This is a genomic window from Hyphomicrobium methylovorum (genome assembly GCF_013626205.1).
Classification (GTDB): domain Bacteria; phylum Pseudomonadota; class Alphaproteobacteria; order Rhizobiales; family Hyphomicrobiaceae; genus Hyphomicrobium_B; species Hyphomicrobium_B methylovorum.
Genome location: NZ_QHJE01000001.1, coordinates 2,300,077 through 2,323,023, shown reverse-complemented (window position 1 = coordinate 2,323,023; position 22,947 = coordinate 2,300,077). Strand labels below are relative to the sequence as shown.

The window sequence follows — 22,947 nt, the reverse complement described above, 5'->3', positions numbered from 1 at the left end:
GGAGGGCACTTGACGTCGCTTGTGCCGCAGCAGCGACCGAATCGGAGCTTCGACGTTTCGCAGCAGATATGGTCGCCTCAGTGCGCGTCTTTCCTCTTGGCGAAAGCGGCCTTCTGTTCCGGCGTCGCCTCGGTCTGATACTTCGCCTGCCACTCGCGATAGGGCATTCCGTACACCATCTCGCGCGCCTCATCCTTGGAGATGGCAACGCCCCGATCTCCCGCCGCGGTTGCCACCCAGTTCGAAAGGCAATTCCGGCAGAACCCGGCAAGATCCATCATATCGATGTTCTGGACATCGGTCCGGCCACGCAAATGCTCAATCAGCCGCCGAAATGCCGCCGCCTCCACTTCTACCCGCGTCTGCGCATCCAATTCCGCCATCATCGTCTCCTTCAGAGGACCTCGTCCTTTAGTTTAACTCTACGCTGACTCGGGAAGATAGGTGCCCGGACCCTCCCCGGCCAGCAGTACAACGCCGATCCTGCGGCCTATGATGCCTTGACGCGGGGGAGACGATTGCGCAAATCAATCCGAACCTTCAGAACCGGCCGGAAAAATGACGATCGCAGACGGGAAAAACGGCGGCGCGCGCCGGACGCTCAGCGCACTCTACGACGTAGCACACCGTACAGCCCACCCCTCGACATGCTTGCCGCCACATCTGCCGCCGGTACCGGAGGGCGGACGCATCATCGTCATCGGCGGTGGCAAGGGCTCAGCGGCAATGGCCGTCGCGGCCGAGGAACATTACATCGGAACAGGCGAAGCGGATCGCGTCTCGGGGCTGATCTCCACGCGCCACGGCTTCGGCTTGCCGACCAAGTTCATCGAAATTCTTGAAGCGGGCCACCCGGTCCCCGATCAGGGTTCGGTCGTCGGCGCTCAACGCGCCATCGAACTCGCGAAAAGTGCTGGCCCCAAGGATCTCGTGCTTTGCCTGCTTTCGGGCGGTGCATCTGCCATCTGGGCGGCCCCGGTGCCGGGCGTCACCTTCGAGGCCAAGCAGGCGCTGACAAAACAACTGCTGAAGTCCGGCGCGCCGATCTCAGAAATGAATTCGGTCCGCAAGCACATTTCGGAAATCAAAGGCGGCAAGCTCGCAGCAGCCGTTTATCCAGCGCGCCTGCTGACGCTATCGATTTCCGACGTCCCCGGCGACAATCCGGACGAGATCGGTTCCGGCCCAACCGTCGCCGATCGTTCTACGCTCGCCGATGCCCGCGCGGTTCTCGAAAAATGGAAGATCACGCCTCCGGATGAAATCGCCAAGGCGCTGGCCGACCCGAAGAACGAAACACTGAAAGCAGGCGACCCGAAGCTCGCCTACTCCACGTACAAGATCGTCGCCGCCCCCAAAGCGTCGATGCAGGCTGCTGGCCGCATCGCGAGCGATCTCGGATACCGCGTGATCATTCTTGGTGACGATCTCGAAGGCGAAGCGCGCGAAGTCGCCAAGGCGCACGCGCAAATGGCGCTCGACGCTAAAAAACGCGGCGAAAAAGTCGCCATTCTATCCGGTGGCGAACTCACCGTTACCGTCCGCGGCAACGGCTCGGGCGGTCCGAACCAGGAATATGCTCTCGGCCTTGCCATCGCTCTCGACGGCGCACCCGGCATCTATGGCCTGGCTGGCGACACCGATGGCATCGACGGCGGCGGCGGCAACGCCGGTGATCCGGCGGGCGCAATGGTTTTCCCCGACACGCTGGAGCGCGCCCAGGCCGCCAATCTCAATGCCGTCACCTTCCTGGAGAACAACGACTCCACGGGTTTCTTCCGCCCCCTTGGCGATCTCATTTTGTGCGGTCCGACGCAGACCAACGTAAACGACTTCCGGGTCGTTCTCGTCGATCCTTGAGGCGGGGTCGGACTGCGCCGCGCCGTTCGCCAGTATGCCTGCATGTTGAGACGGAGGCTGAACTTGCCGCAACACTTCCTTCTGCGTCTCGTTCTTATCCCTATACTGACCACGTTTAGCCTCTTCGCCGCAGCGGAAATCGCGCGCGCGGACCTTAAGCTCTGTAACGCGACGTCCAGCCGCGTAGGCGTGGCAATCGGCTATCAGGACGCCTCTGGCTGGGCGACCGAAGGATGGTGGAATATCGCGTCGCAAACGTGCGAAACGCTATTGAAAGGCGTACTTCCAAGCCGTTTCGTTTACGTCCATGCCGTTGACTATGATCGTGGCGGCGAATGGGGCGGAAAGAACGAGATGTGCACCACCGAAAAATCCTTTGCGGTGCGGGGGGTTCAGGATTGTTCAAAACGCGGATATAAGCGCACGGGATTTTTTGAAGTTGATACCGGCGAGGCGAAGGAATGGACCATCCGCCTAACTGATCCGGGGCAAGGAAAAGCGGAAAAATGAGACGTAACCGGCGGGTCAAGATTGTCGCAACACTAGGACCCGCATCCGCCGCTCCAGAAATGGTCGAGCGATTGTTCATCGCTGGCGTCGATGTATTTCGCATCAACATGAGCCACTCGACGCACGATGGCTCGAAGGCGCTTTACAATACCGTCCGCGCGTGCGCGGCGCGGCATCGCCACCCCATCGGCATTCTCGCCGACTTGCAGGGCCCGAAGTTCCGCATCGGCAACTTCGAAACCGGCCGCGTGAACCTCGCCGCAAAGTCGATTTTCAAGTTCGACCGGAGCGAGACGCTTGGAACCAACGAGCGCGTCTTTCTTCCTCATGCGCAGATTTTCGACGCCATCGAGCCGGGCCACATGCTCGTGCTCGACGACGGCAAGTTGCGTATGCGCGTCGTTGAAAAATCGTCCGTGCAGATTCATGCCGAGGTGATTTCCGGCGGCATCCTGTCGAGCCGCAAGGGCATCTCGATGCCCGACACGCTGCTGCCCATCAGCCCGCTGACCGACAAGGATCGCACCGACCTTGCACACGCGCTGAAGCTCGGCGTTGACTGGGTGGCGCTTTCGTTCGTTCAACGCGCCGAAGATATCCAGGAAGCCCGCAGCCTGATCGGCAATCGCGCCGCGATCCTGTCGAAGATCGAAAAGCCCTCTGCCGTCGCTGACCTCGAGAACGTCATCGCGGCTTCCGACGCGATCATGGTCGCGCGCGGCGACCTCGGCGTCGAAATGCCGGTCGAGCGCGTACCGGGCATTCAAAAGCGCATCACGCGTCTTGCCCGCGCAGCAGGCAAGCCCGTCATCATCGCCACGCAGATGCTCGAGAGCATGATCTCGTCGCCGATGCCGACGCGAGCCGAAGTCTCAGACGTCGCCACCGCCGTGTTTGACGGCGCCGATGCGATCATGTTGTCGGCAGAAAGCGCTGTCGGCCAATACCCGGTTGAAGCCATCCAGATGATGGACAAGATCGCACGTGAGGTCGAACACGATCCTGTCTACGAGCCGATGCTGTACGCAACGCAGACAGAGCCGCAGCCGACGGGCGCGGACGCCATCGCCGCCGCCGCGTCCGCAATCGCTGACACGGTGCGCCTTGGCGCAATCGTCTGCTACACCGCCACTGGCTCGACCGTCCTCCGCGTGACGCGCGAGCGGCCGGGCATTCCCGTCATCGGCCTGACGCCGATAGAATCGACCGCGCGACGCCTATCGCTCGTCTGGGGAGTTCAGACGATCCTGACCGGCGATCCGGAAAACTCCTCGCACATGGTCCGCAAGGCCTGCCGCATCGCCTTCGAGGAAGGGCTGGTCAAAAGCCGGGAAGGTCTCGTCATCATCGCTGGCATCCCGCTCGGCAGCCCCGGCGCGACGAACATGGTGCGTATTGCCTTCGTCGATGACTCCGGCGCACCGATGACGGAAGAGGTTTAGCGGCAAAGCCGCTACCTCGAGCGCCAACCGACTCTGAGACGAAAGAACGGAAAACGACGCAGAACTCTGGCGCGGGTCAGATCCCCTGCCCGTCGAGTTCTTTCTTCAGAGCGTCGCGCGCCCGTTGCCCACCCTCGATATTGGGATGGATCTTGAGAAGCTGATCGTACGCTTCAAGCGCCGCTTTCTTCTCACCGAGCTGCACCAGGATTTTTGCGATCCCGTCGAGCGCACGAAAATGATTGGGATTGATTGCAAGCGCGCGGCGCAAATCGCCCAGCGCCGCTTGATAGTTGTCGAGGCGATATTCGACATACGCCCGGTGACACCATGCTTCGGCATAATCCGGGGCCAGATCAACGGCAGCGTCGAGCAACGGTAATGCCTTCTCGCCCTCGTTGCGTGAGGAGAATTCGTCCCCGCGCGCGATAAGAAGGTTCACGGTGTCGCCACCTTGCATCTGCCACAACCGCTCGATTGCAGCACCGATCTCTCCCGCCTGTCGATGATCGCCAGTCGTTGCGAGATGGGCCAGAAGATTATCGACGGTCTTTGACGCTTCCTCAGGCGACTGAGGCCAAGGCAGCCCCATCATCCCAGGCTGGCTCTGTTTCGGAGCTTGGGCCCTGGGGCGTGCTCGCTCCGCTGAATCCGGCGGAGCAGGCTGAACAGAACGGGGTGATGATGGTGGGGAAGGTTCAGCACCAGGAAAGGATCCCGGCGCCCCCTGCTCTCCCGGAAACGGCTGGGTCTTGAGCAGTTCGTCGTCGGCGCGCGCTGGCGCGAGCCATGCAGCGATCGTCAAAAAGACGAGGAGTATCCGGACATACGAGTTCATCCCCTCGAACCTAATGGAGGGGAGCGGCAACGGTCAAAATAAGTCTCGTGAATTCGCGGTAACATGCCCGCGACGATGCATAGGCAGCTTAGCCCTGGCGCGCCTTGAAACGGCGATGCGTCTTGTTGATCACGTAGACCCGCCCCTTGCGGCGCACGACGCGATTATCGCGATGCCGAGAGCGAAGAGATTTCAAAGAGTTCCGAACTTTCATAACCACACCGATTGTAGAAAATTAAAAGCGCAGGCGCCGCGCCTCTGACCGGAGCCAGAACGCTTCAAGCCGTGTCGCCGTCGTTGTAGGCAATTTCCCCGCCGTTGCAAGCGTTTTGGATAACGCCGAACGTCTAAAGGCTCTATTTCCCCAACGAGACGCGGTCAGTACCCCGGCGCGGCCAGAAACGCAATGCGCCATGATAGCGGGAGAGATTAAACGGGGCTTTACTCTCACTATTCCGGCGCCTCAAACCGCCCCCCCTCCCGAAAGCTCTGCCGGCCGCAATTGGCGACGTTGGCACTACCGAACGGCCAAACCGGTGCTAACAACGTCTTGAAGCGCCGCAGACCGATTCACGATTGGCGCGCAGTTCGCAGCATGGGGGACCAACGTGAGCGAAGGGCAGCTCATCATCTCGCCGGAAACGGCAAGCGAGTTAACGCGCCTCGGCATTCCGATATGGACCCGGCGCGACGGCACAACCATCCATCTCGACGAAATGGAAGACAGCCATATCCGATCTGCTCTGACGATTTTGACGCCCTGGCGGAGAGACTGTTCGAAACGCGGTGAAACCGAAACCGAAGAAGCAATCCGGCAAACGATCAAAATGCTGAAGCACGAACAGAAACGCCGTATCCGGTTGCAGAAACAAACTCTGCGCCTTCGCTAGGAAGCGAGCTTGCCGCTGACGCCCCAGCGCGCCTCGGTGGCGCGCCGCGTTTCAGGGATGACATGGAATTACAGGGATTTATGGATGGTGGGCACTAGAGGGATCGAACCTCTGACCCCTACCATGTCAAGGTAGTGCTCTACCGCTGAGCTAAGTGCCCGAAGAAAGCGAGCTTCTAGAGGGATTGCGCCCTTCCGGTCAAGCCCCGGACGCGAGGGAAGCGTTGAAGCCGCACTTGCGGCTGATACTTAGGCCGCGAGAAGCCGATCAACCTCCCGCACCAGATCCTTGAGATGAAACGGCTTCGAGAGGACGCGCGCATCTTTCGGTGGCTGGTTTTCGCTGTTTAGAACAACGGCCGCGAAGCCGGTGATAAACATGATCTTGAGATCAGGATCGATCTCGCTCGCGCGCCGCGCCAGTTCGATGCCGTCCATCTTCGGCATGACGATATCCGTCAGGAGCAACGTGAACGGTTCGCGCTTCAAGCGCTCGTAAGCGTCTTCTCCGTTTTCGAAGGCGACGACATCATAATGCGCCTTTTCCAACGCTTTTACGAGGAATCCACGCATGGAGTCATCGTCTTCAGCAAGCAGGATACGACGCAATGGGAGACTTGAAAGCTTTGCGGTCATGAGAACTCTGGATGATAGCGAGCACGAAGCGTACCCGATGCTCTACGCTTCGTCTGGCACAAACTTGGCCCTAGTTTGGTAAATGGAGCATGAAATTGTGGAGAGTTGCAGCGAAGCCCCTGTGCGCTTCGCTGTGACCACTTCACATGCGGCTCGATCAACGACATGAAGTCTTTCATTCAAGTCTCGAATAGACTCAGCCAGCTGTCATTGGCAGAGTGATATATCCCTTAAGCCGAATTGCCGCGGGTTCTGCGGAAAGGCACTCAAGCTAAATGCACGACGCCACTTCAAATCGAGTTCCCGCCGCGTTCTTCCCGTCGTACGACGTTCTGTCTCCGAGAACGCAAACGGCGCCATTCGTATTTTCATCTCCGCACTCGGGCCGCATCTACCCGCCCGAATTTCTAGCGATGTCGCGCCTTGATCCCAAAACGCTGCGCCGCTCGGAAGATTGTTTCATCGACGATCTGTTCAAGCCGGTCGCCCGTCTGGGAGCCCCGCTACTCAGCGCGCGCTTCCCTCGCGCATATCTCGACCTGAACCGCGAACCCTACGAACTTGATCCCGAACTCGTAGACGAACCGTTACCAGCGCATGCAAATTCGCAATCCGTTCGCGTTGCGGGCGGCTTGGGAACGATTGCGCGCATCGTTGCCGATGGCGAAGAGATCTACGCCGGACATCTCTCGCTCGAAGCGGTCATGACGCGGATCAACCAGCTTTATTTCCCGTTCCATGCCGAACTCTCGCGCTTGCTCACCGCAACTCGCGAAGATTTCGGCTACTCGGTTTTGATTGATTGCCATTCGATGCCGTCGACGGCCATGTCCCCAGGCGGCTCGCAGCGTCCTGATATCGTAATCGGCGATCGCTTCGGTGCCGCCGCCGATCCAAGGCTCACGCTGCTCATCCGAGACGAATTTCAACGGCGCGGGTTCAAGGTGCAGCTCAACCGGCCATACGCAGGCGGCTACATCACCGAACATCATGGACGGCCCGCACGCCGCTCTCATGCGATCCAGCTAGAGATCAATCGCGGCCTCTACATCGATGAACTGACGTTCGAGCGGACGAATGGCTACAAGAAGTTAGCGGAGGCGCTGGAAGAAATCGTATCCGCGCTCTTCGCGGAAGTTCCGGCCCTGCTCTCTTACCGCACGGCTGCCGAATAACGCTTGCAGGCCTCAGCCCGCATGGACGAACGGCGTCGCGCTTCGCCTCCCTGGCGAACAGACAAAAAAAAGGCCGTCCGACATACGAACGGCCCAAGTCTAGGGAGGAAACGCCCAAGGAGGGCTACGAAGTGTAAGCGAAGCTCACATATCGCACTGCAAAACTAAGTGTGCACCGCATCAACAACAAATGCGAATTTTGCATACCTTAGCCGTGCGGTATGCATAACGCGAGCGTCCTCCCGCGCGATGTCACGTCGCGGAGCTTCAAAAGAAAGGCCGTCCAACGCGCGAACGGCCCAAGTCTAGGGAGGAAACGCCCAAATTGGGCAGCGATTGCGCTAAGCGTGTTCAGCACCATCGCATTCGAAAGATGGGCCGCTTCGGCGGATACCGCAATCTGTACGAGTATACGTGTAGCACATTAACAAATAGATGTATCTAGCGCGCAACAAAGTGAGTTACCAGAGAACTTCTATACTCACGCAGGTTACTATAAAAAATCGAACAACTTTCAAAATCCGGCAAACACCTGAAAATGCAAAAGCAATCACCTCCGGCCGAAAGCCCAGCCGAAGACTTCGAAACCCTCGTGCGCACCGCCCATGAGCTTGCTGACATCTCTGGTCCGGTAATCCTGAAGCATTTCCGCAAGGCCACGCCTGTGGAGAATAAGGCTGGCAAGGGTGCGTTCGATCCGGTCACGAAAGCTGACCGCGGAGCCGAGAAGGTCATCGTCGAAGCCCTCGCAACCCGCTTTCCAGATCACGGCGTCTACGGCGAAGAGTTTGGCATCAAGCCGAGCAACGGCCCCTTTCGCTGGGTGATCGACCCGATCGATGGAACGCGTGCGTTCATCATGGGATCACCGCTGTGGGGCACGCTCATTGGTCTTCTGCGTGACGACAAACCCTATTTCGGACTCATGGATCAGCCCTTCACGCGCGAGCGCTTCTGGTCCGGTGACCGCGCCACCTATCACAGCGTTGGCGGCGGGCGGCCGATGCGGCTCAAAACGCGCGAATGCCCCCGCATCGAGGACGCAACACTCACCTCAACGCACCCAGAGCTCTTCGAAGGCGAAACACGCGTCGCGATATGGAACGAGATGACGAGCCGGGCGCGTCTGACACGTTACGGCGGCGACTGCTACGGGTACTGCCTGCTGGCCGCCGGTCACGTCGACATCATCGTTGAGTCCGGTCTCAAGCCGTATGACATCGTTGCGCTCATACCGATCATTGAGCGCGCTGGTGGACGCGTAACGACCTGGACCGGTGATGACGCCGCAAACGGTGGCGACATCATCGCGACGGGCGACGCGCGCCTGCACGACGCTGCATTGGCGATGATCGCGAAGGCCTAAGCCTGCTCCGCATTCGGAACGGCGATCCCCATGTAGGCGTCGAACGCCGCCCAGAAGCGCTGCCGGATCGCATCCGTCTCCTGCAAGATTTCATGACGTGAGCCGGGCACGAGGATGTGCCCGCCGGTCTTGAGATCAACGGCGAAGTCTTCGATCGCCTGCGCTGAAACCACCGTATCGGCACCAGCCGCAAACAGCAGCATCGGCACCGCGACATACTTCGGATAATCGGGCCGCTGCAGCATCGCGCAACCGCGCAACGCCGCGCGAAGCCAACCGACAGTCGGCGAACCAAGCACGAGATCCGGCGCCGCTTCGATGACCGCTTTGTTGCGCGACCAGCGGACGTGATCCTGGGTCAGGCGGTTCGTGGCAAAATCCTTGAAGTCATCCGGCTCGTTGCCTCCGCCCCGCACGTAGGTTCCGGAAAGACCAGCGAGAGACGCAGCAGTTGCATACGCTCGCGCCAATCCCGTGCTGACCCCGAGCAGCTTTTCGTTGACGGCGATCATCGGCGAAATCAGCACCATGCGCGCAAAGGGGCTGGCTTCATCTTGCGCATTCCGCAGCAAAATGTTGCCGCCGAGCGAATGCCCCAGCCCGATAAGCGGCTCGGGAAGAGACGGCCGAACAACATCATCAATGAAAATCGCGAGATCCCGGTCGTATTCGGTAAAGGCGACGACGTGCCCCTTCCGCGGATTGGAGAGCATCCGATCGGAACCGCCCTGCCCCCTAAGATCGAAGATCGCCACCGCGAAACCTCGCCGGCGCAAATCGGCGATGACCTCGAAATACTTTTCGATGAACTCTGCTCTGCCCTCGACAATGCAGACGGTGCCCCGTGACGGCCCCCGCGTCGCCTCCCAAAGAGCAGCGCGGAGCTTCAGTCCGTCATAGCCACGGAATTCCAGAACGGTCGCGCCACTCGGCACCGGATTGATCGAAAGAGAAACGAGATTCATATGCGCCTCGCCAATGCGTCGATGGCGACGCCAGGTCAGGTAACTTTACCGCGCCGCTGGATTTGCGCACCCAGACAATCGCCTCTTGAAGAAGCTTTTCCAGCGCTTACGTTTGGTGTGCGGTCGCCGCAAAGCGGGATCGCAACACGTTGAGCCGGGCCCTTGGTCGGCTCGTCTCACATGTCGCTTCTTTTGGAGGATATGTCATGCGACACACTGAGTTTGCACCCTTCTACCGTTCAGCTATCGGCTTCGATCGCTTGTTCCAGTTGCTTGATCAAACAACGAGCTTCGACGCAGATTCCACTTACCCGCCTTACAACATCGAGCGAACCGGCGATAACGCCTACCGCATCACGTTGGCCGTAGCGGGCTTCTCCCCCGAAGACCTGAAAATTGAGGTCAAAGAGCAGACGTTGACCGTCTCCGGCGGCAAGAGCGCCGACACCGCAGACGCCAAGACGTACCTGCATCGCGGCATCGCGGCACGTGCTTTCGACCGTCGCTTCCAGCTCGCCGACCATGTCGATGTGACCGGAGCCAAGTTCGAGAACGGCTTGCTGCATGTCGATCTCGTCCGCAACGTCCCGGAAAGCAAAAAGCCGCGGACGATCGCCATCACGGGCGGTAAGCCGACGAAACAGCTGGAAGCTCAAGCCGTTTAATCCGGCAAACGTCCTCGTAGACTCGTCAATCGGGCAGCCGCGCATTTCGCGCGGCTGCTTTGCGTTGCCTGACGCTTGGCAACCACACGAAATTTTCTATCTTTCCGCCCCCGCCCCGCATTTCGAATATTCTCGGGAAAAAGTTATTTGCATTGGCACTTGTGCGCGAAACACAAATCTGCATAATGAAGCATATAGGTCAGTATTGCTGACCTTTATTGGAAAGCCGATGTTGCATTTGAAAGCACGTCCGCCAGACCAGCGCGCGCCTCTGACAGCGGCCGCGTCAAAACGCATGCGTCGAAAACAGACGCGCTAATCAGCGACCGCAGTTCGAGCATTGACGACGGCTCGGTAGATTTCCTGCCCCGTCAACACAGCAAGCCGCAAACGAACGACATTGCGCCTGACTGGCGGCAGAGCATCCGCCTTCAAACGAAGATCAGCCGATGTTCGGCTGTCGATAAAAGTCCGCGAAACATCTCTGTCTTTGGAATTAGACTAGGCCGATATCGGCTGCATGAGGCACGAAAATGAGCGAAGGTTACGTACCGCCCCAGGAAGACGAAATCGAATCGTCCGGCCGTCCTGCTCCCTCTGGACTTTTTGATCCCGCGCTCGAACGCGACGCGTGCGGCGTGGGCTTCATCGCCAACCTTAAGGGCAAACGCTCGCACAATATTATCGAAGGCGCTCTGCAGATTCTGGAGAATCTCGAGCACCGCGGCGCCGTGGGTGCCGATCCGCTGTCGGGCGACGGCGCGGGCATTCTCGTGCAGATCCCGCATGATTTTCTAGCGGCTGAAACGCGCTCGCTCGGCTTTCAACTTCCCAAGCCTGGCGAATACGCCGTCGGCCACGTGTTCATGCCGCGCGACGAACGTCTGCGTGCCCATTGCGAACGCGTCTGGGCGCGTTGCCTGAAGGAAGAAGGCCTGACGCTCATCGGCTGGCGTTCCGTTCCAGTCGACAACTCTTGCCTCTCGGACATGGTGCGCGGCGTCGAACCCGTCCATCGCCAGGTCTTTATCCAAAGCCCGTCCAAGAGCGTGTCGCAAGACGAGTTCGAGCGTCGCCTCTACATCGTCCGCAAGGTCGTCTCGAACGCGATCCACGAGGCTTACAAGGGCCGCGACATCGGCCATTACACCGTGTCGCTCTCCACCCGCACGCTCGTCTACAAGGGCATGTTCCTGTCGTATCAGGTGAAGGCGTATTACCGAGACCTTTCCGACCCGCGCATGACATCCGCGCTTGCGCTCGTTCACCAGCGCTTCTCGACCAACACCTTCCCGTCTTGGAAGCTCGCGCACCCCTATCGCATGGTTGCGCACAACGGCGAGATCAACACGCTGCGCGGCAACGTCAACTGGATGGCCGCACGCCAGGCCAGCGTGTCGTCACCGCTCTTCGGCGATGACATTCAAAAGCTTTGGCCGATCTCTTACGAAGGTCAGTCCGACACCGCCTGCTTCGACAACGCGCTCGAATTTCTGACGATGGGTGGGTACAGCCTCGCGCACGCTGCGATGATGCTGATCCCGGAAGCCTGGGGGAAGAATCCGTCCATGGATTCGAGCCGCCGCGCTTTCTACGAATATCACGCCTGCCTGATGGAGCCGTGGGACGGCCCTGCTGCAATGGCATTTACCGATGGCCGCCAGATTGGCGCTACGCTGGACCGTAATGGCCTACGCCCCGCACGCTACTTTGTGACCAAGGACGACATGGTCGTCATGTCATCGGAATCCGGCGTCCTTCCGGTGAAGGAAGAAGACATCGTCCGTAAGTGGCGTCTCCAGCCCGGCAAGATGCTGCTGATCGATCTCGAAAAGGGCCGCATCGTTTCAGACGAAGAGCTGAAGTCCGAGATCGCCGGTAGTCACCCGTACGAAACATGGCTGAAGCGCACGCAAATCAAGGTCGCGGACCTTCCGCTGCCCGCGAAGCCGATGTCGATCGCGAAGTCGAACGTCGCCCTGTTGGATCTGCAGCAAGCCTTCGGCTACACGCAGGAAAGCCTCAAGTTCCTCTTGGCGCCAATGGCCGAGAAGGGCGAGGAAGCCATCGGCTCGATGGGCACTGACACACCGATTTCGGCGCTCTCGTCGAAGTCGAAGCTGCTGCACACGTACTTCAAGCAGAATTTCGCGCAGGTCACGAATCCGCCGATCGACTCGATCCGCGAAGAACTGGTGATGAGCCTGATCTCATTCATCGGTCCGCGTCCGAACATCCTCGATCTCAAGGGAACGTCGAAGCAGAAGCGGCTCGAAATCGATCAGCCGATCCTTTCGAACGAAGACCTCGAACGTATTCGCGGCATCGGCGAGGTGAAGGACAATCAGTTCTCCTCGATCACGATCGACATCACTTACGGCGTCGAAAAGGGCGAGGCTGGCATGGGCCCGGCGCTCGATTGCGTCTGCGCCGAAGCCGAAGAATTTGTGCGAGCCAAGGAATTCAACATCATCATTCTGTCGGACCGCCGCGCAGGCCCCGACCGCATCGCAATTCCGGCATTGCTCGCGACATCCGCCGTCCACCATCATCTGATTAAGCAGGGCCTTCGCACGTCCGTCGGACTCGTGATTGAGACAGGCGAAGCGCACGAGATCCATCAGTTCTGCACACTCGCAGGATACGGCGCCGAAGCGATCAATCCCTATCTCGCCTTCGAAACTCTCTATTCGATGATCCCGGATTTGCCGGAAGGCACGACCCCGGACCTCGTCAAGAAGCGGTTCATCAAGGCCGTCGGCAAGGCGATCCAGAAGGTCATGGCCAAGATGGGCATCTCGACCTACCAATCGTATTGCGGCGCTCAGATCTTCGACGCTGTCGGCCTGAGATCGAGCTTCGTCAATAAATACTTCACCGGCACGCACACGCAGGTCGAAGGCGTCGGCCTCCGAGAGATCGCGCGCGAAACCGTTGAACGCCACACCGCTGCATTCGGCGACAGCCCCGTCCTCGCCAACGCCCTCGAAGTCGGCGGCGACTACGCCTATCGCGTTCGCGGCGAAGCGCACATGTGGCGCTCGGGAACGGTCTCCGATCTGCAGCACGCCGTGCGCGCAACAGATAACGCTGACGCGATGAGCGGCCGCGTGCCGCAAAAGTTCCGCGACTACTCGAGGGCAATCAACGATTCATCCGAACAGTTGATGACCCTGCGCGGCATGTTCCGAATCCGCTCGGCGGAAAGCATCGGCCGCAAGCCCGTGCCGATCGAGGAAGTCGAAGCCGCGGCCGACATCGTAAAGCGCTTCTCTACTGGCGCGATGAGCTTCGGCTCGATCAGCCGCGAAGCGCACACCACGCTCGCCATCGCAATGAACCGCATCGGCGGCCGCTCGAACACGGGCGAAGGCGGCGAAGAAGCTGATCGCTTCACGCCCCTGCCGAATGGCGACTCGATGCGCTCTGCCATCAAGCAGGTTGCCTCGGGCCGTTTCGGCGTGACGACCGAATACCTCGTTAACTCTGACATGATGCAGATCAAGATGGCCCAGGGCGCAAAGCCCGGCGAAGGCGGTCAGCTCCCCGGCCACAAGGTCGATGCCGTCATCGCCAAGGTGCGCCACGCGACTCCAGGTGTCGGCCTCATCTCGCCGCCACCGCATCACGACATCTATTCGATCGAAGACCTCGCGCAGCTCATCTTCGATCTGAAGAACGTCAATCCGAAAGCCGACGTCTCCGTGAAGCTCGTTTCTGAAGTCGGCGTCGGCACCGTCGCGGCGGGCGTTGCGAAGGCACGCGCCGATCACGTCACGATCTCCGGTTTCGAAGGCGGCACCGGCGCGTCACCACTCACCTCGATCAAGCACGCTGGATCTCCGTGGGAAATCGGCCTCGCTGAAACGCATCAAACTCTCGTCGCAAACCGTCTCCGCTCGCGCATCGCCGTGCAAGTGGACGGCGGCGTGCGTACGGGGCGGGACGTGATAATCGGGGCGCTTCTTGGCGCGGACGAATTCGGCTTTGCCACTGCGCCGTTGATTGCCGCGGGCTGCATCATGATGCGCAAGTGCCATCTGAATACATGTCCCGTCGGCGTCGCGACGCAAGATCCCGTGCTGCGCGCGCGCTTCACCGGCAAACCCGAGCACGTCATCAACTTCTTCTTCTTCATTGCAGAAGAGGTCCGCGAGATCATGGCCTCGCTCGGCTTCCGCAAGTTCTCCGATCTCATCGGTCAGAGCGACCTTCTCGATAAGGATCGCGCGATCGAACATTGGAAGGCGCGCGGGCTCGACTTCACAAAGCTGCTGCACAAGCCGCAACCACCGGCCGGTGTCGGGATCTTCAACAACGAGCGGCAGGACCACGGTCTCGAAAAGGTTCTCGACAACAAGTTGATCGAAGCCGCGCGACCCGCGCTCGAAGGCAAGAAAGCGGTCAAGGCAGAGTTCGAGATCCGCAACGTCAACCGCTCGACGGGCGCCATGCTGTCCGGCGAAGTCGCGCGCCGATACGGTCACGCAGGCTTGCCCGAGGACACCATCTGGATGTCGCTGAAGGGCACAGCCGGACAAGCCTTCGGCGCGTGGACGGCACACGGCGTAACGCTCGACCTCGCAGGCGAGGGCAACGACTATGTCGGCAAGGGGCTGTCGGGAGGCAAGATCATCGTGCGCCCCGATCCGGCTTCGAGCATCGTTCCGGAAGAAAGCATCATCGTCGGCAACACGGTCCTCTACGGAGCAATCACAGGCGAATGCTATTTCCGCGGCGTGGCCGGTGAACGCTTCGCCGTGCGCAACTCCGGCGCCTATGCCGTCGTCGAAGGCACAGGCGATCACGGCTGCGAATACATGACGGGCGGCGTCGTCGTCGTGCTCGGTGAGACAGGCCGCAACTTCGCAGCCGGTATGTCCGGCGGCATCGCATACGTCCTCGATGAAGCGGGCAACTTCGAAAGCCGCCTCAACAAGGAAATGGTGCAGCTCGAAACGCTGACGGCGGATTCAGGCTCGCTGGAGAAACTTGCGCAGCAGGGTGGCGACGTCGCAATCGCAGTCCGCAACGTGATGGTCGACATGCGGGAGCAAGACGCCGAACGGCTGCACGCGCTCCTCTCGCGCCATGTCCACTACACCAACTCGACGCGCGCCAAGACGATCCTCGCGGACTTCGCGGCCTATCTGCCGAAGTTCAAGAAGGTCATGCCCGTCGAATATCGCCGCGCGCTGGCAGAACTCGCCAAAGCGCAGGAAACCAACCGGCAGGCGGACGCAACGGCCAATTCCTGACGTTCGCTTCGAAGCGCATCCGAAACTTCACGCACCAAAGCAGAGACAGATCAATGGGCAAGCCGACTGGGTTTCTCGAATTTCAACGGACCGATCGCAAGTATCGGCCGGTTGAAGAGCGTCTGAAGCATTGGAACGAATTCGTCGAACCGCTGACGAAGCCGGACACCGAGAAGCAGGCTGCCCGCTGCATGGACTGCGGCATTCCCTATTGTCATACGGGCTGCCCGGTCAACAATCAGATCCCGGACTGGAACGACCTCGTATTTCGTGGCGACTGGAAAACGGCTGCCTCGAACCTTCACTCGACCAACAATTTTCCTGACATAACCGGCCGCATCTGCCCTGCGCCGTGCGAAGCCGCGTGTACGCTGAACATCGACGACACGCCGGTGACAATCAAAACCATCGAGTATTCGATCGCGAGCCGCGCATGGGAAGAAGGCTGGATCTTGCCGGAGCCGCCCGAAACCAAGACCGGCAAGAAGATTGCGATCGTCGGTTCTGGTCCTGCAGGCCTCGCCGCTGCGCAGCAACTCGCGCGCGTCGGACACGACGTGCACGTCTATGAAAAGAACGAACGCCCTGGCGGTCTGCTCGTCTACGGCATCCCCGACTTCAAGATGGAGAAGGACATCATCGCCCGTCGCGTTAGGCAGATGGAAGCCGAAGGCGTGACGTTCCATTGCGGTGTTCAGGTCGGACGCGATCTCTCCGCCAAGAAGCTGGAAGACGAACATGACGCCGTGCTGATCGCAATCGGTTCGGAGCAGCCGTTCGACTTCTTCGCCAAGTCACCGGGCCGCGATCTCGCTGGCATCCACTATGCGATGGACTTCCTTCCGCAGCAGAACCGCCGCAACGCTGGCGAGCCGCAGAAGCCCGGAACACATGAGATCTCGGCAAAGGGCAAGCACGTCGTCGTCATCGGCGGAGGCGACACTGGCTCTGACTGCATCGGCACATCGTTCCGTCAGGGCGCGAAAAGCGTAACGCAGCTCGAAATCATGCCAATGCCGCCGGAGCGCGAGAATAAGGCGCTCTCCTGGCCGCACTGGCCGCTCAAGCTGCGCGTCTCATCCTCGCAGGCCGAGGGCGCGAAGACCGAATACTCGATCTCGACGACAGGTTTTTCCGGCGAAGGCGGCAACGTCAAGAAGCTGCACTACACGCGCTTGGACAACAAGATGCAGCCGGTGCCGGGGTCAGAAGGCGTGCTCGACGCTGATCTCGTTCTCTTCGCCATGGGCTTTTCCGGTCCGATCGAAGGCGACGTGGTGCAGGAACTCGCGCTTCCCGTCGTGGCGCGCGGCCGCTTCAAGGGTCTCGACGCAACGGATCGCGACTACAAGCTCTCGGCTTCGCCGAAGCTCTTCTGCGCTGGAGACATCCGTCGCGGTCAGTCGCTCGTTGTGTGGGCCATCCGCGAAGGACGGCAAGCGGCACATGCCATCGACAAGTTCCTGATGGGCACGACCGAGCTGCCGCTCTGAGCTGACGTCACGCAAGACGCAAAGCAATGGCGCCGAGCGCGATGATGCAAGCGCCCGCAATGCGAACGCCACTCAGGCGTTCGCGCAACACCGTTCCGGCGATCACAGTCGCAAACAGAATGGACGTTTCCCGCAAGGCAGCGACGACGGCAACCGGCGCCATTGTCATTGCCCAGAGCACGATGCCGTAGGAAACGACGGTCGCGCTTCCGCCGACGAGCCCCCAGCGCCAGCTACGCTTCGCGAACGCGCAAAATTGCTCTCGGTGTCGAAAGAACACCCAAACGGCAAGCACAACGCCGGTCAGTAGAAACGCCCAAGCGGCGTAGCTTACTGGGGAGCCTGACAGCCGTGCGCCATTGCCGTCGATAAGCGTATATCCCGCAATCACGACGGCGTTTGCGAGCGCAACGGCAAGCCCGCGACCGTCACGTCTGCGCCCCTCGGCCACCATCGCAAGAATGCCGAAAGAGATGAGCGAGACGCCGATCCAGGCGGCCTGCGAGAGCGCCTCGCCAATCACGAATGCGCTCACGAGCGCAACGAGCAGCGGCGCCGTTCCCCGCATCAGCGGATAGGCTTGCCCCATGTCGGCAAGCCGGTAAGCGAGTGCAAGGAGAGCAAAGTAGATGATGTGAACAAGAACCGACGCGCCAATGAACGGCCAACTCTCGCGCGCCGGCGGGTCCAGAAATGGCAGCATAAATGCCGCCGCAAATGCTGCGGACGTCGCGACGAGTATCGTGGAAAAGAGCTTGTCCTCGCCACTTTTTACAATGGCGTTCCAACCGGCATGCAAAAACGCAGCAAATAGAACCAAAGCAAAAACGGCGATGGGCATAAGCTATCCAGCACACGCTAAAGCGGCGGCGGGATGCCGAAGGGGCGCGGCAAACGAGCGTAAGAGGAAATAACCCGCAAGCGCAACGCGCATCGATGACAGCCGTCAGCCACGCGGCGACGTCTCGCCCATCTTCGCGTTGCTCGTTGAATCAGGCTTCGGCGGCCAGGCCACGTCATCGGCGCGCCCGGGTTTGGGCTGCAGCCGTTCGCCCTTGACCAGCAGCCGGAAGTACGGCGCTTGCGTTGGCGACAACCGCCCGCGATTTCCGCCGCCCGGAGGCGTGATCGAACTCATCAGCGTATAGCCGCCCGCAATTTGATCGACGATCAAGTCTCCGCGCTGGCCCGATCCCTCGCGCCGCGCCATGAGCGCGACAACAGACGCAGGAATTGCGGGACGCACGATCTCGATCGTTTGCGTTTCTTCCCGCCCGTGGTTGTTGACGAGCTTCAACGTCACGCGGCCGTTGTCGGCCTTCTGATCTCCGGACGTATCGGTCGCAGCACTCGACGGAGCGGCGCTACGAACCGTCGGCGCGGATTTTCCCGCATCCGCAGCGTTGGCAGCTGGCGAAGTCGGCGAAGGCGTCTTGTTGGCATTGCCGGGATTGATTCTGGCCTGCTCCGCTTCCGCGCCAAGAAGTGGCAGATTGCGGTTGCTCTTCGCCTGGTTGAGATCGCTCCGAAGCTCCTTCTCCACGAAATGCGCGAGCTTGCGATTACCCGCTACCGTGAAGTGCACACCATTCCTGAGGCGCAGCAAACGGATAGCGCCTTCGAGATCGGGCCCGTATGCCGAATACCCGCCCGCTTCATCGGTGAAGCCTTGATAGGCGTCGATATACTTGTACCCGTTGAGGTACGCGCGTTCGCGCAAGACGCCATTCATACGCTGCGCGATGTCGTTTGCGTCATTGCGCGCAAGGATCGGAAGGCCGACCCAATAGACGCCGACGTTCTTACGCTTGAACGCACGCATCAGCAGGTCGATCCGGCGCGTAAATTCCGCCACCCACTCTTCGCCGCCCATAGCGAGGCGCTTGCCGTCGCGGTTGCGCAATGAAATCCAGACGTTCTCGCCAATCATGACGACAGCCGCGCCAAGCGGCTTACTGGCGATCTTCTGTTCCAGCGCCGCAACCTTGGCTTCGAAATCCGCCGCGCCGACAGGTGGAACCGTGTTGATCTGCCGATCGATGTTGAGACGTACGTCAGCGTTGAACGCCTGTATCAGCCCGCTCAGCAAGCCCTCAGCGAAGCCATCGCCAAAAGCCGAGATCTGATAAACGTCACCATCTGGAAACGGTGTGAGGAACGTCGCGCCTTGATCCTCATTTGCAGCGTGCGCAGAAAGAGAGAACAGCGCAATTGCCATCGCCATCGCGACTGTCGCGATCCAGACCGGCAGACGGAAAAGGCCTTGTCTCATCCGGGCGCGTTGCCTTGTCACTCGAAGGTGTCTCTCGAAAGTGTCTTCACGGACGCCTTTAGAAGAGCGGCCCGAAGCGAAGCATACCGCGTTGCGAGCCACGCTCCAACTCATCAGACGCCCCCGCCTAACACCCCATCGCCTGAGACAGGCAGATCAGCGTGCCGCCTGCGAATTGGCGTGCTTTAGCACCGATTCGGACGGCCAACAGTCGATTTTGATGCCGTTCGTCTTCTGATAGCGGCCAATCTGCTTGCGCGTGTTCGAACCGATCTTGCCGTCGATCTTATCCATCGGATAGCCGAGCGTTTGCAGCCGGGCCTGGAGATCGTGAACCGTTTTCGTCCGCGGCTGCGAGAATGAATCCCACGGCGTCGCGAAATCGCCGCCACCCCGGATACGATCCGACAGATTGCCGACGAACAGCGCATAGAGATCAGATGTGTTGTAGAGGCGAATAACGCGGAAGTTTTGCCCAGCCAGGAATGCGGGGCCATATCCTCCCGCAGGCATCATCAGATAAGCGTCTTGCTTCATCTCATCCGCTGTAAACGGCTTGGGACCGACTTTGCGGAAACCCATGCGCACCCATTCGCTGATCGGACGCGTATCGGGCGGGCCCTCAAGCGAACAATCGGATTTCGGCGGCGCGATCACTTCATAGCCCCAGCGCTGCCCGCGCACCCATCCCTTGCCTTCAAGCTGCCGCGCCGTAAACGCGAGCGCATCTTCCACCGAGCGCCAGATATCGATCTTACCGTCGCCATCCCCATCGGTCGCGAACTTGAAGTATTCCGTCGGCATCGCCTGCGTCAGGCCCAAAGCACCGGCCCAAGACGAGCGCATGTCCGAACGTGGTACGCCGGATTCGAGCATCTTGAGCGCCGCGATCAGCTCTTCGCGAAATTTATCCTTGCGCTTGCCGGTGTATGCCAGCGTCGCCAGCATGCGAATGGCGTCGTTCGGCGGCTTATAGCTGCCGTAAGCGGTCTCGCGTCCCCAGATCGCAACGAGCGTGAACCGATCAACGCCAGTCAGCTTCTCGATCCGACGCAATCCTGTATCGTGATCCTTGAGAAATTTACGACCCTGCACAGCAAGCTTCGTCAGATACGGAACCGAGAGATAATCCGCCGCCGTTTTTGTGAATTCCGCTTGCCCGCTGTTGTCGACCTTAGGCCGCCCGGGAAGATCGAGATCCGGGATCGAAAGATCGGGCATCAGCCCCGCAAACGCCGCGTCGAACGTTTTACGGCTGACGCCAGCACTCTTTGCCTCCGGCCAAAGACCTTCGACAAACGCCGGGAAATCATCACCGGGACGAGCATCGCTGCTGCCAACCAAACAGGTCCATGCAAGCACCGAACAGAAAACCAGCGTGCATGCCCGGAAGAATGTCGTGTTGAAGCTCATCTCATCCCTGAAGGTTCGTGCGCCGCCCGTAATCAGGCGTAACGGAGTGCCTTCGGATGCGCAAATTTCAGGGCGATTTTGCGGCTTTACGCCGTTAATGACGTACCCTTGAGCTGATCGACCCGCCGCTCCCACGCAAGCGCTTGCCCAACGATTCCGTCGAGATCCTCGTGCTTTGGGCGCCATCCGAGCGTCGCGCGCAGCTTGTTGGATGCCGCCACGATTGCGGCCGGATCCCCGGCGCGCCGGGGCGAACGAACCACTTTGAAATCAACGCCTGAAACGCGCTTCACCGCCGCGATCACGTCATCCACGGAATATCCCTTCGAATATCCGCAGTTGAATATATCGGAAGCGCCGCCATTCCGCAGATAGGTCAGCGCCGCGAGATGCGCCGAAGCAAGATCGTTGACCTGGATATAGTCGCGAATGCACGTGCCATCGGGTGTCGGATAATCGGTGCCGAACACTTCCATCTGCGCCCGCTTGCCGAGCGCAGTTTCCGACGCGACCTTGATCAGATGGGTCGCCTTCGGCGTCGATTGCCCGGACCGCCCTTTCGGATCGGCGCCCGCAACGTTGAAGTACCTCAGCGCGACAAAGCGGAAGTCGTGCGCCCTTGCCGTATCCGCAAGCATGACTTCCGTCATCAGCTTTGACGAACCATAGGGCGACATCGGGGTGAGCGCCGCCGTCTCCGTCACAGGATTCTCCACCGGATTGCCATAAACGGCAGCAGTCGATGAAAAGATAAACGTCTTCACGTTTGACGCCACGGCCGCAGCGATCAAGCCGCGCGACTTGACCGTGTTATTCAAATAGTAACCGAGCGGATCAGCGACTGAATCCGGCACGACGATCGATCCAGCGAAATGGATGATGGCATCCACCTTATGCTTTCGGATCGTCTCCATCACGACATCGGTATCGGCGATATCCGCCACGACGAGGTCTGCGCCCGCAGGCACCGCCCAGCGATACCCCGTAGACAGATTATCGATCACAACAACCGACGCACCCGCATCCAACAGCTCAAGAGCCATGTGGCTACCGATATAGCCGGCGCCGCCAGTAACCAACACACTCATCTTGAACGCAACCTCGAGTTTTACAGACACAAAGACCAGCCACCCGCTTCACGCGGCGACAAATCCGCGCTAGCAGTCCGCCTGCCCCGTTTCGAGCGCGTCGAATCCGTAGAGCAAGGCGTTAATCGGAAACGACTAGCAGATTGTTCTTGATACCTCGTTTAATTCCCGGAGCATGAAATGACCCGATCCCCCAAGCCGATCCGCAAGGCCGTATTGCCCGTAGCGGGGCTTGGAACGCGCTTCCTCCCGGCCACCAAGGCCGTCCCGAAGGAAATGCTCACGGTCGTGGATCGCCCTGTTCTGCAACACGTCGTCGATGAGGCGCGCGCTGCGGGAATCGAGCACTTCGTATTCGTGACCGGCCGGAACAAGGGTGTCATCGAGGATCACTTCGATAACCAGTTCGAACTCGAAGCAACCCTTTCCTCTCGGGGCAAAAAGAAAGAGCTTGAAGCGCTCGAACGCGATCTCCCGGGCGCTGGCCAAACGAGCTTTACACGCCAGCAGGCTCCGCTCGGCCTCGGCCACGCCGTCTGGTGCGCGCGCGAGATCATCGGCAATGAACCGTTCGCGTTGCTGCTTCCCGACATGATCCATCACGGCACCGAACCCTGCCTGGCGGAAATGATCGCGGCCTATAATGAGACCGGCGGAAACCTCGTCGCCGTTGCGCCCGTCCCTGAAGATCAGACGCATCAATACGGCATCGTCGGCGTCCAGGACGCCGCCGCCAAGGTTTCGCAAATCACCTCAATGGTCGAAAAACCGAAGCAGGGCACAGCCCCTTCGAACTTGCACATCACCGGTCGCTACATTCTGCAGCCCGAGATATTCGGCTTGCTCGAAAATCAGACCCACGGTGCGGGCGGCGAAATCCAGCTCACCGACTCGATGCTGCGTTTGATGGCTGACGCATCGCAGCCATTCCATGCCGTCCGTTTCGACGGCACGATTTACGACTGCGGCTCGAAACTCGGGTTCCTGACGGCGAACGTTGCACTCGCACTGGAACGCGAAGATCTCGGTGCAGACTTCCGCCGCGAGATCACGCAACTGCTCGCAAAGAAATAGCCC

General features: G+C 60.0%; 19 protein-coding genes and 1 tRNA gene. 10 read left to right on the top strand and 10 right to left on the bottom strand.

Annotation, left to right across the window (positions count from 1 at the left end):
• Positions 1-77: 77 nt before the first annotated feature.
• Positions 78-383 (bottom strand): DUF1244 domain-containing protein, encoded by a 306-nt coding sequence (locus DLM45_RS11240; RefSeq protein ID WP_181337194.1) that lies wholly within the window; start codon positions 381-383, stop codon positions 78-80.
• Positions 384-564: 181 nt separating this feature from the next.
• Here DLM45_RS11240 and DLM45_RS11235 point away from each other — a divergent pair, with 181 nt between their 5' ends.
• Genes DLM45_RS11235 through pyk form a run of 3 tightly spaced genes read left to right on the top strand, consistent with a single transcriptional unit; the run spans position 565 to position 3,812 of the window.
• Positions 565-1,860: a DUF4147 domain-containing protein gene (locus DLM45_RS11235; RefSeq protein WP_181338294.1), complete on the top strand. Its 1,296-nt coding sequence runs from the start codon at positions 565-567 to the stop codon at positions 1,858-1,860.
• Positions 1,861-1,902: 42 nt separating this feature from the next.
• On the top strand, positions 1,903-2,370 hold the full coding sequence (locus DLM45_RS11230) for a DUF1036 domain-containing protein (protein ID WP_246317335.1): 468 nt from the start codon (positions 1,903-1,905) through the stop codon (positions 2,368-2,370).
• Positions 2,367-3,812, top strand: a complete 1,446-nt coding sequence (pyk, locus tag DLM45_RS11225; RefSeq protein WP_181337192.1) for a pyruvate kinase — start codon at positions 2,367-2,369, stop codon at positions 3,810-3,812. Before DLM45_RS11230 ends, pyk begins: the two co-directional genes overlap by 4 nt.
• Positions 3,813-3,888: 76 nt before the next feature.
• Here the strand turns inward: pyk and DLM45_RS11220 are convergent, their stop codons facing one another.
• Both DLM45_RS11220 and ykgO read right to left on the bottom strand, forming a co-directional pair.
• Positions 3,889-4,650, bottom strand: a complete 762-nt coding sequence (locus DLM45_RS11220; protein WP_181337191.1) for a tetratricopeptide repeat protein — start codon at positions 4,648-4,650, stop codon at positions 3,889-3,891.
• Between the two features lie 88 nt (positions 4,651-4,738).
• Positions 4,739-4,864 carry a type B 50S ribosomal protein L36 gene (gene ykgO / locus DLM45_RS11215; protein ID WP_013216601.1) on the bottom strand — a complete coding sequence of 42 codons (126 nt, stop codon included), beginning with the start codon at positions 4,862-4,864 and terminating at the stop codon, positions 4,739-4,741.
• A 394-nt stretch (positions 4,865-5,258) separates the two neighbouring features.
• Between ykgO and DLM45_RS11210 the strand changes: the two genes are divergently transcribed.
• The gene (locus tag DLM45_RS11210; RefSeq protein ID WP_181337190.1) at positions 5,259-5,540 is read left to right on the top strand and encodes a hypothetical protein; all 282 of its coding nucleotides are present in this window, start codon (positions 5,259-5,261) and stop codon (positions 5,538-5,540) included.
• Between the two features lie 85 nt (positions 5,541-5,625).
• Here DLM45_RS11210 and DLM45_RS11205 read toward each other — a convergent pair.
• Both DLM45_RS11205 and cpdR read right to left on the bottom strand, forming a co-directional pair.
• Positions 5,626-5,700, bottom strand: a tRNA-Val gene (locus tag DLM45_RS11205).
• 88 nt (positions 5,701-5,788) lie between these two features.
• The gene (cpdR, locus tag DLM45_RS11200) at positions 5,789-6,175 is read right to left on the bottom strand and encodes a cell cycle two-component system response regulator CpdR (protein WP_246317333.1); all 387 of its coding nucleotides are present in this window, start codon (positions 6,173-6,175) and stop codon (positions 5,789-5,791) included.
• A 275-nt stretch (positions 6,176-6,450) separates the two neighbouring features.
• On the opposite strand from cpdR, the gene DLM45_RS11195 reads away from it, so the two are divergent.
• Both DLM45_RS11195 and hisN read left to right on the top strand, forming a co-directional pair.
• On the top strand, positions 6,451-7,350 hold the full coding sequence (locus DLM45_RS11195) for an N-formylglutamate amidohydrolase (RefSeq protein WP_181337189.1): 900 nt from the start codon (positions 6,451-6,453) through the stop codon (positions 7,348-7,350).
• 538 nt (positions 7,351-7,888) lie between these two features.
• The gene (gene hisN / locus DLM45_RS11190) at positions 7,889-8,716 is read left to right on the top strand and encodes a histidinol-phosphatase (protein ID WP_181337188.1); all 828 of its coding nucleotides are present in this window, start codon (positions 7,889-7,891) and stop codon (positions 8,714-8,716) included.
• On the opposite strand, the gene DLM45_RS11185 is transcribed toward hisN, so the two are convergent.
• Positions 8,713-9,681, bottom strand: coding sequence for an alpha/beta fold hydrolase (locus DLM45_RS11185; RefSeq protein ID WP_181337187.1), 969 nt, complete (start codon positions 9,679-9,681; stop codon positions 8,713-8,715). The genes hisN and DLM45_RS11185 overlap by 4 nt on opposite strands.
• Positions 9,682-9,887: 206 nt before the next feature.
• Between DLM45_RS11185 and DLM45_RS11180 the strand changes: the two genes are divergently transcribed.
• The 3 genes from DLM45_RS11180 to DLM45_RS11170 all read left to right on the top strand — a co-directional run bounded on the left by DLM45_RS11180 (position 9,888) and on the right by DLM45_RS11170 (position 17,097).
• A complete protein-coding gene (locus DLM45_RS11180) occupies positions 9,888-10,346 on the top strand; it encodes an Hsp20 family protein (RefSeq protein WP_181337186.1) in 459 nt (152 codons plus the stop codon).
• A gap of 533 nt (positions 10,347-10,879) precedes the next feature.
• Positions 10,880-15,604, top strand: a complete 4,725-nt coding sequence (gene gltB / locus DLM45_RS11175; RefSeq protein WP_181337185.1) for a glutamate synthase large subunit — start codon at positions 10,880-10,882, stop codon at positions 15,602-15,604.
• Between the two features lie 53 nt (positions 15,605-15,657).
• Positions 15,658-17,097: a glutamate synthase subunit beta gene (locus DLM45_RS11170; protein WP_181337184.1), complete on the top strand. Its 1,440-nt coding sequence runs from the start codon at positions 15,658-15,660 to the stop codon at positions 17,095-17,097.
• A gap of 7 nt (positions 17,098-17,104) precedes the next feature.
• Here DLM45_RS11170 and DLM45_RS11165 read toward each other — a convergent pair whose 3' ends face one another.
• The 4 genes from DLM45_RS11165 to galE form a co-directional block, all read right to left on the bottom strand.
• Positions 17,105-17,938, bottom strand: coding sequence for an EamA family transporter (locus DLM45_RS11165; RefSeq protein ID WP_181337183.1), 834 nt, complete (start codon positions 17,936-17,938; stop codon positions 17,105-17,107).
• Positions 17,939-18,043: 105 nt separating this feature from the next.
• Complete coding sequence (locus DLM45_RS11160) at positions 18,044-19,369, bottom strand: SGNH/GDSL hydrolase family protein (RefSeq protein ID WP_181337182.1); 1,326 nt, start codon at positions 19,367-19,369, stop codon at positions 18,044-18,046.
• A 156-nt stretch (positions 19,370-19,525) separates the two neighbouring features.
• Complete coding sequence (locus DLM45_RS11155) at positions 19,526-20,782, bottom strand: lytic murein transglycosylase (RefSeq protein ID WP_181337181.1); 1,257 nt, start codon at positions 20,780-20,782, stop codon at positions 19,526-19,528.
• Positions 20,783-20,868: 86 nt separating this feature from the next.
• Entirely contained in the window at positions 20,869-21,870 is a 1,002-nt protein-coding gene (gene galE / locus DLM45_RS11150; RefSeq protein ID WP_181338292.1) for a UDP-glucose 4-epimerase GalE, read from the bottom strand.
• A gap of 180 nt (positions 21,871-22,050) precedes the next feature.
• On the opposite strand from galE, the gene galU reads away from it, so the two are divergent.
• Positions 22,051-22,944, top strand: a complete 894-nt coding sequence (gene galU / locus DLM45_RS11145; protein WP_181337180.1) for a UTP--glucose-1-phosphate uridylyltransferase GalU — start codon at positions 22,051-22,053, stop codon at positions 22,942-22,944.
• Positions 22,945-22,947 lie beyond the last annotated feature (3 nt).

What these genes read in the sequence shown, in the direction of transcription:
- DLM45_RS11240 (WP_181337194.1), bottom strand. Translation starts at nt 383, where the DNA reads ATGGCGGAATTGGATGCGCAGACGCGGGTAGAAGTGGAGGCGGCGGCA.
- DLM45_RS11195 (WP_181337189.1), top strand. Translation starts at nt 6,451, where the DNA reads ATGCACGACGCCACTTCAAATCGAGTTCCCGCCGCGTTCTTCCCGTCG.
- DLM45_RS11220 (WP_181337191.1), bottom strand. Translation starts at nt 4,650, where the DNA reads ATGAACTCGTATGTCCGGATACTCCTCGTCTTTTTGACGATCGCTGCA.
- DLM45_RS11160 (WP_181337182.1), bottom strand. Translation starts at nt 19,369, where the DNA reads ATGAGACAAGGCCTTTTCCGTCTGCCGGTCTGGATCGCGACAGTCGCG.
- pyk (WP_181337192.1), top strand. Translation starts at nt 2,367, where the DNA reads ATGAGACGTAACCGGCGGGTCAAGATTGTCGCAACACTAGGACCCGCA.
- DLM45_RS11230 (WP_246317335.1), top strand. Translation starts at nt 1,903, where the DNA reads ATGTTGAGACGGAGGCTGAACTTGCCGCAACACTTCCTTCTGCGTCTC.
- DLM45_RS11165 (WP_181337183.1), bottom strand. Translation starts at nt 17,938, where the DNA reads ATGCCCATCGCCGTTTTTGCTTTGGTTCTATTTGCTGCGTTTTTGCAT.
- DLM45_RS11170 (WP_181337184.1), top strand. Translation starts at nt 15,658, where the DNA reads ATGGGCAAGCCGACTGGGTTTCTCGAATTTCAACGGACCGATCGCAAG.
- gltB (WP_181337185.1), top strand. Translation starts at nt 10,880, where the DNA reads ATGAGCGAAGGTTACGTACCGCCCCAGGAAGACGAAATCGAATCGTCC.
- DLM45_RS11180 (WP_181337186.1), top strand. Translation starts at nt 9,888, where the DNA reads ATGCGACACACTGAGTTTGCACCCTTCTACCGTTCAGCTATCGGCTTC.
- ykgO (WP_013216601.1), bottom strand. Translation starts at nt 4,864, where the DNA reads ATGAAAGTTCGGAACTCTTTGAAATCTCTTCGCTCTCGGCATCGCGAT.
- DLM45_RS11185 (WP_181337187.1), bottom strand. Translation starts at nt 9,681, where the DNA reads ATGAATCTCGTTTCTCTTTCGATCAATCCGGTGCCGAGTGGCGCGACC.
- cpdR (WP_246317333.1), bottom strand. Translation starts at nt 6,175, where the DNA reads ATGACCGCAAAGCTTTCAAGTCTCCCATTGCGTCGTATCCTGCTTGCT.
- hisN (WP_181337188.1), top strand. Translation starts at nt 7,889, where the DNA reads ATGCAAAAGCAATCACCTCCGGCCGAAAGCCCAGCCGAAGACTTCGAA.
- galU (WP_181337180.1), top strand. Translation starts at nt 22,051, where the DNA reads ATGACCCGATCCCCCAAGCCGATCCGCAAGGCCGTATTGCCCGTAGCG.
- galE (WP_181338292.1), bottom strand. Translation starts at nt 21,870, where the DNA reads ATGAGTGTGTTGGTTACTGGCGGCGCCGGCTATATCGGTAGCCACATG.
- DLM45_RS11155 (WP_181337181.1), bottom strand. Translation starts at nt 20,782, where the DNA reads ATGAGCTTCAACACGACATTCTTCCGGGCATGCACGCTGGTTTTCTGT.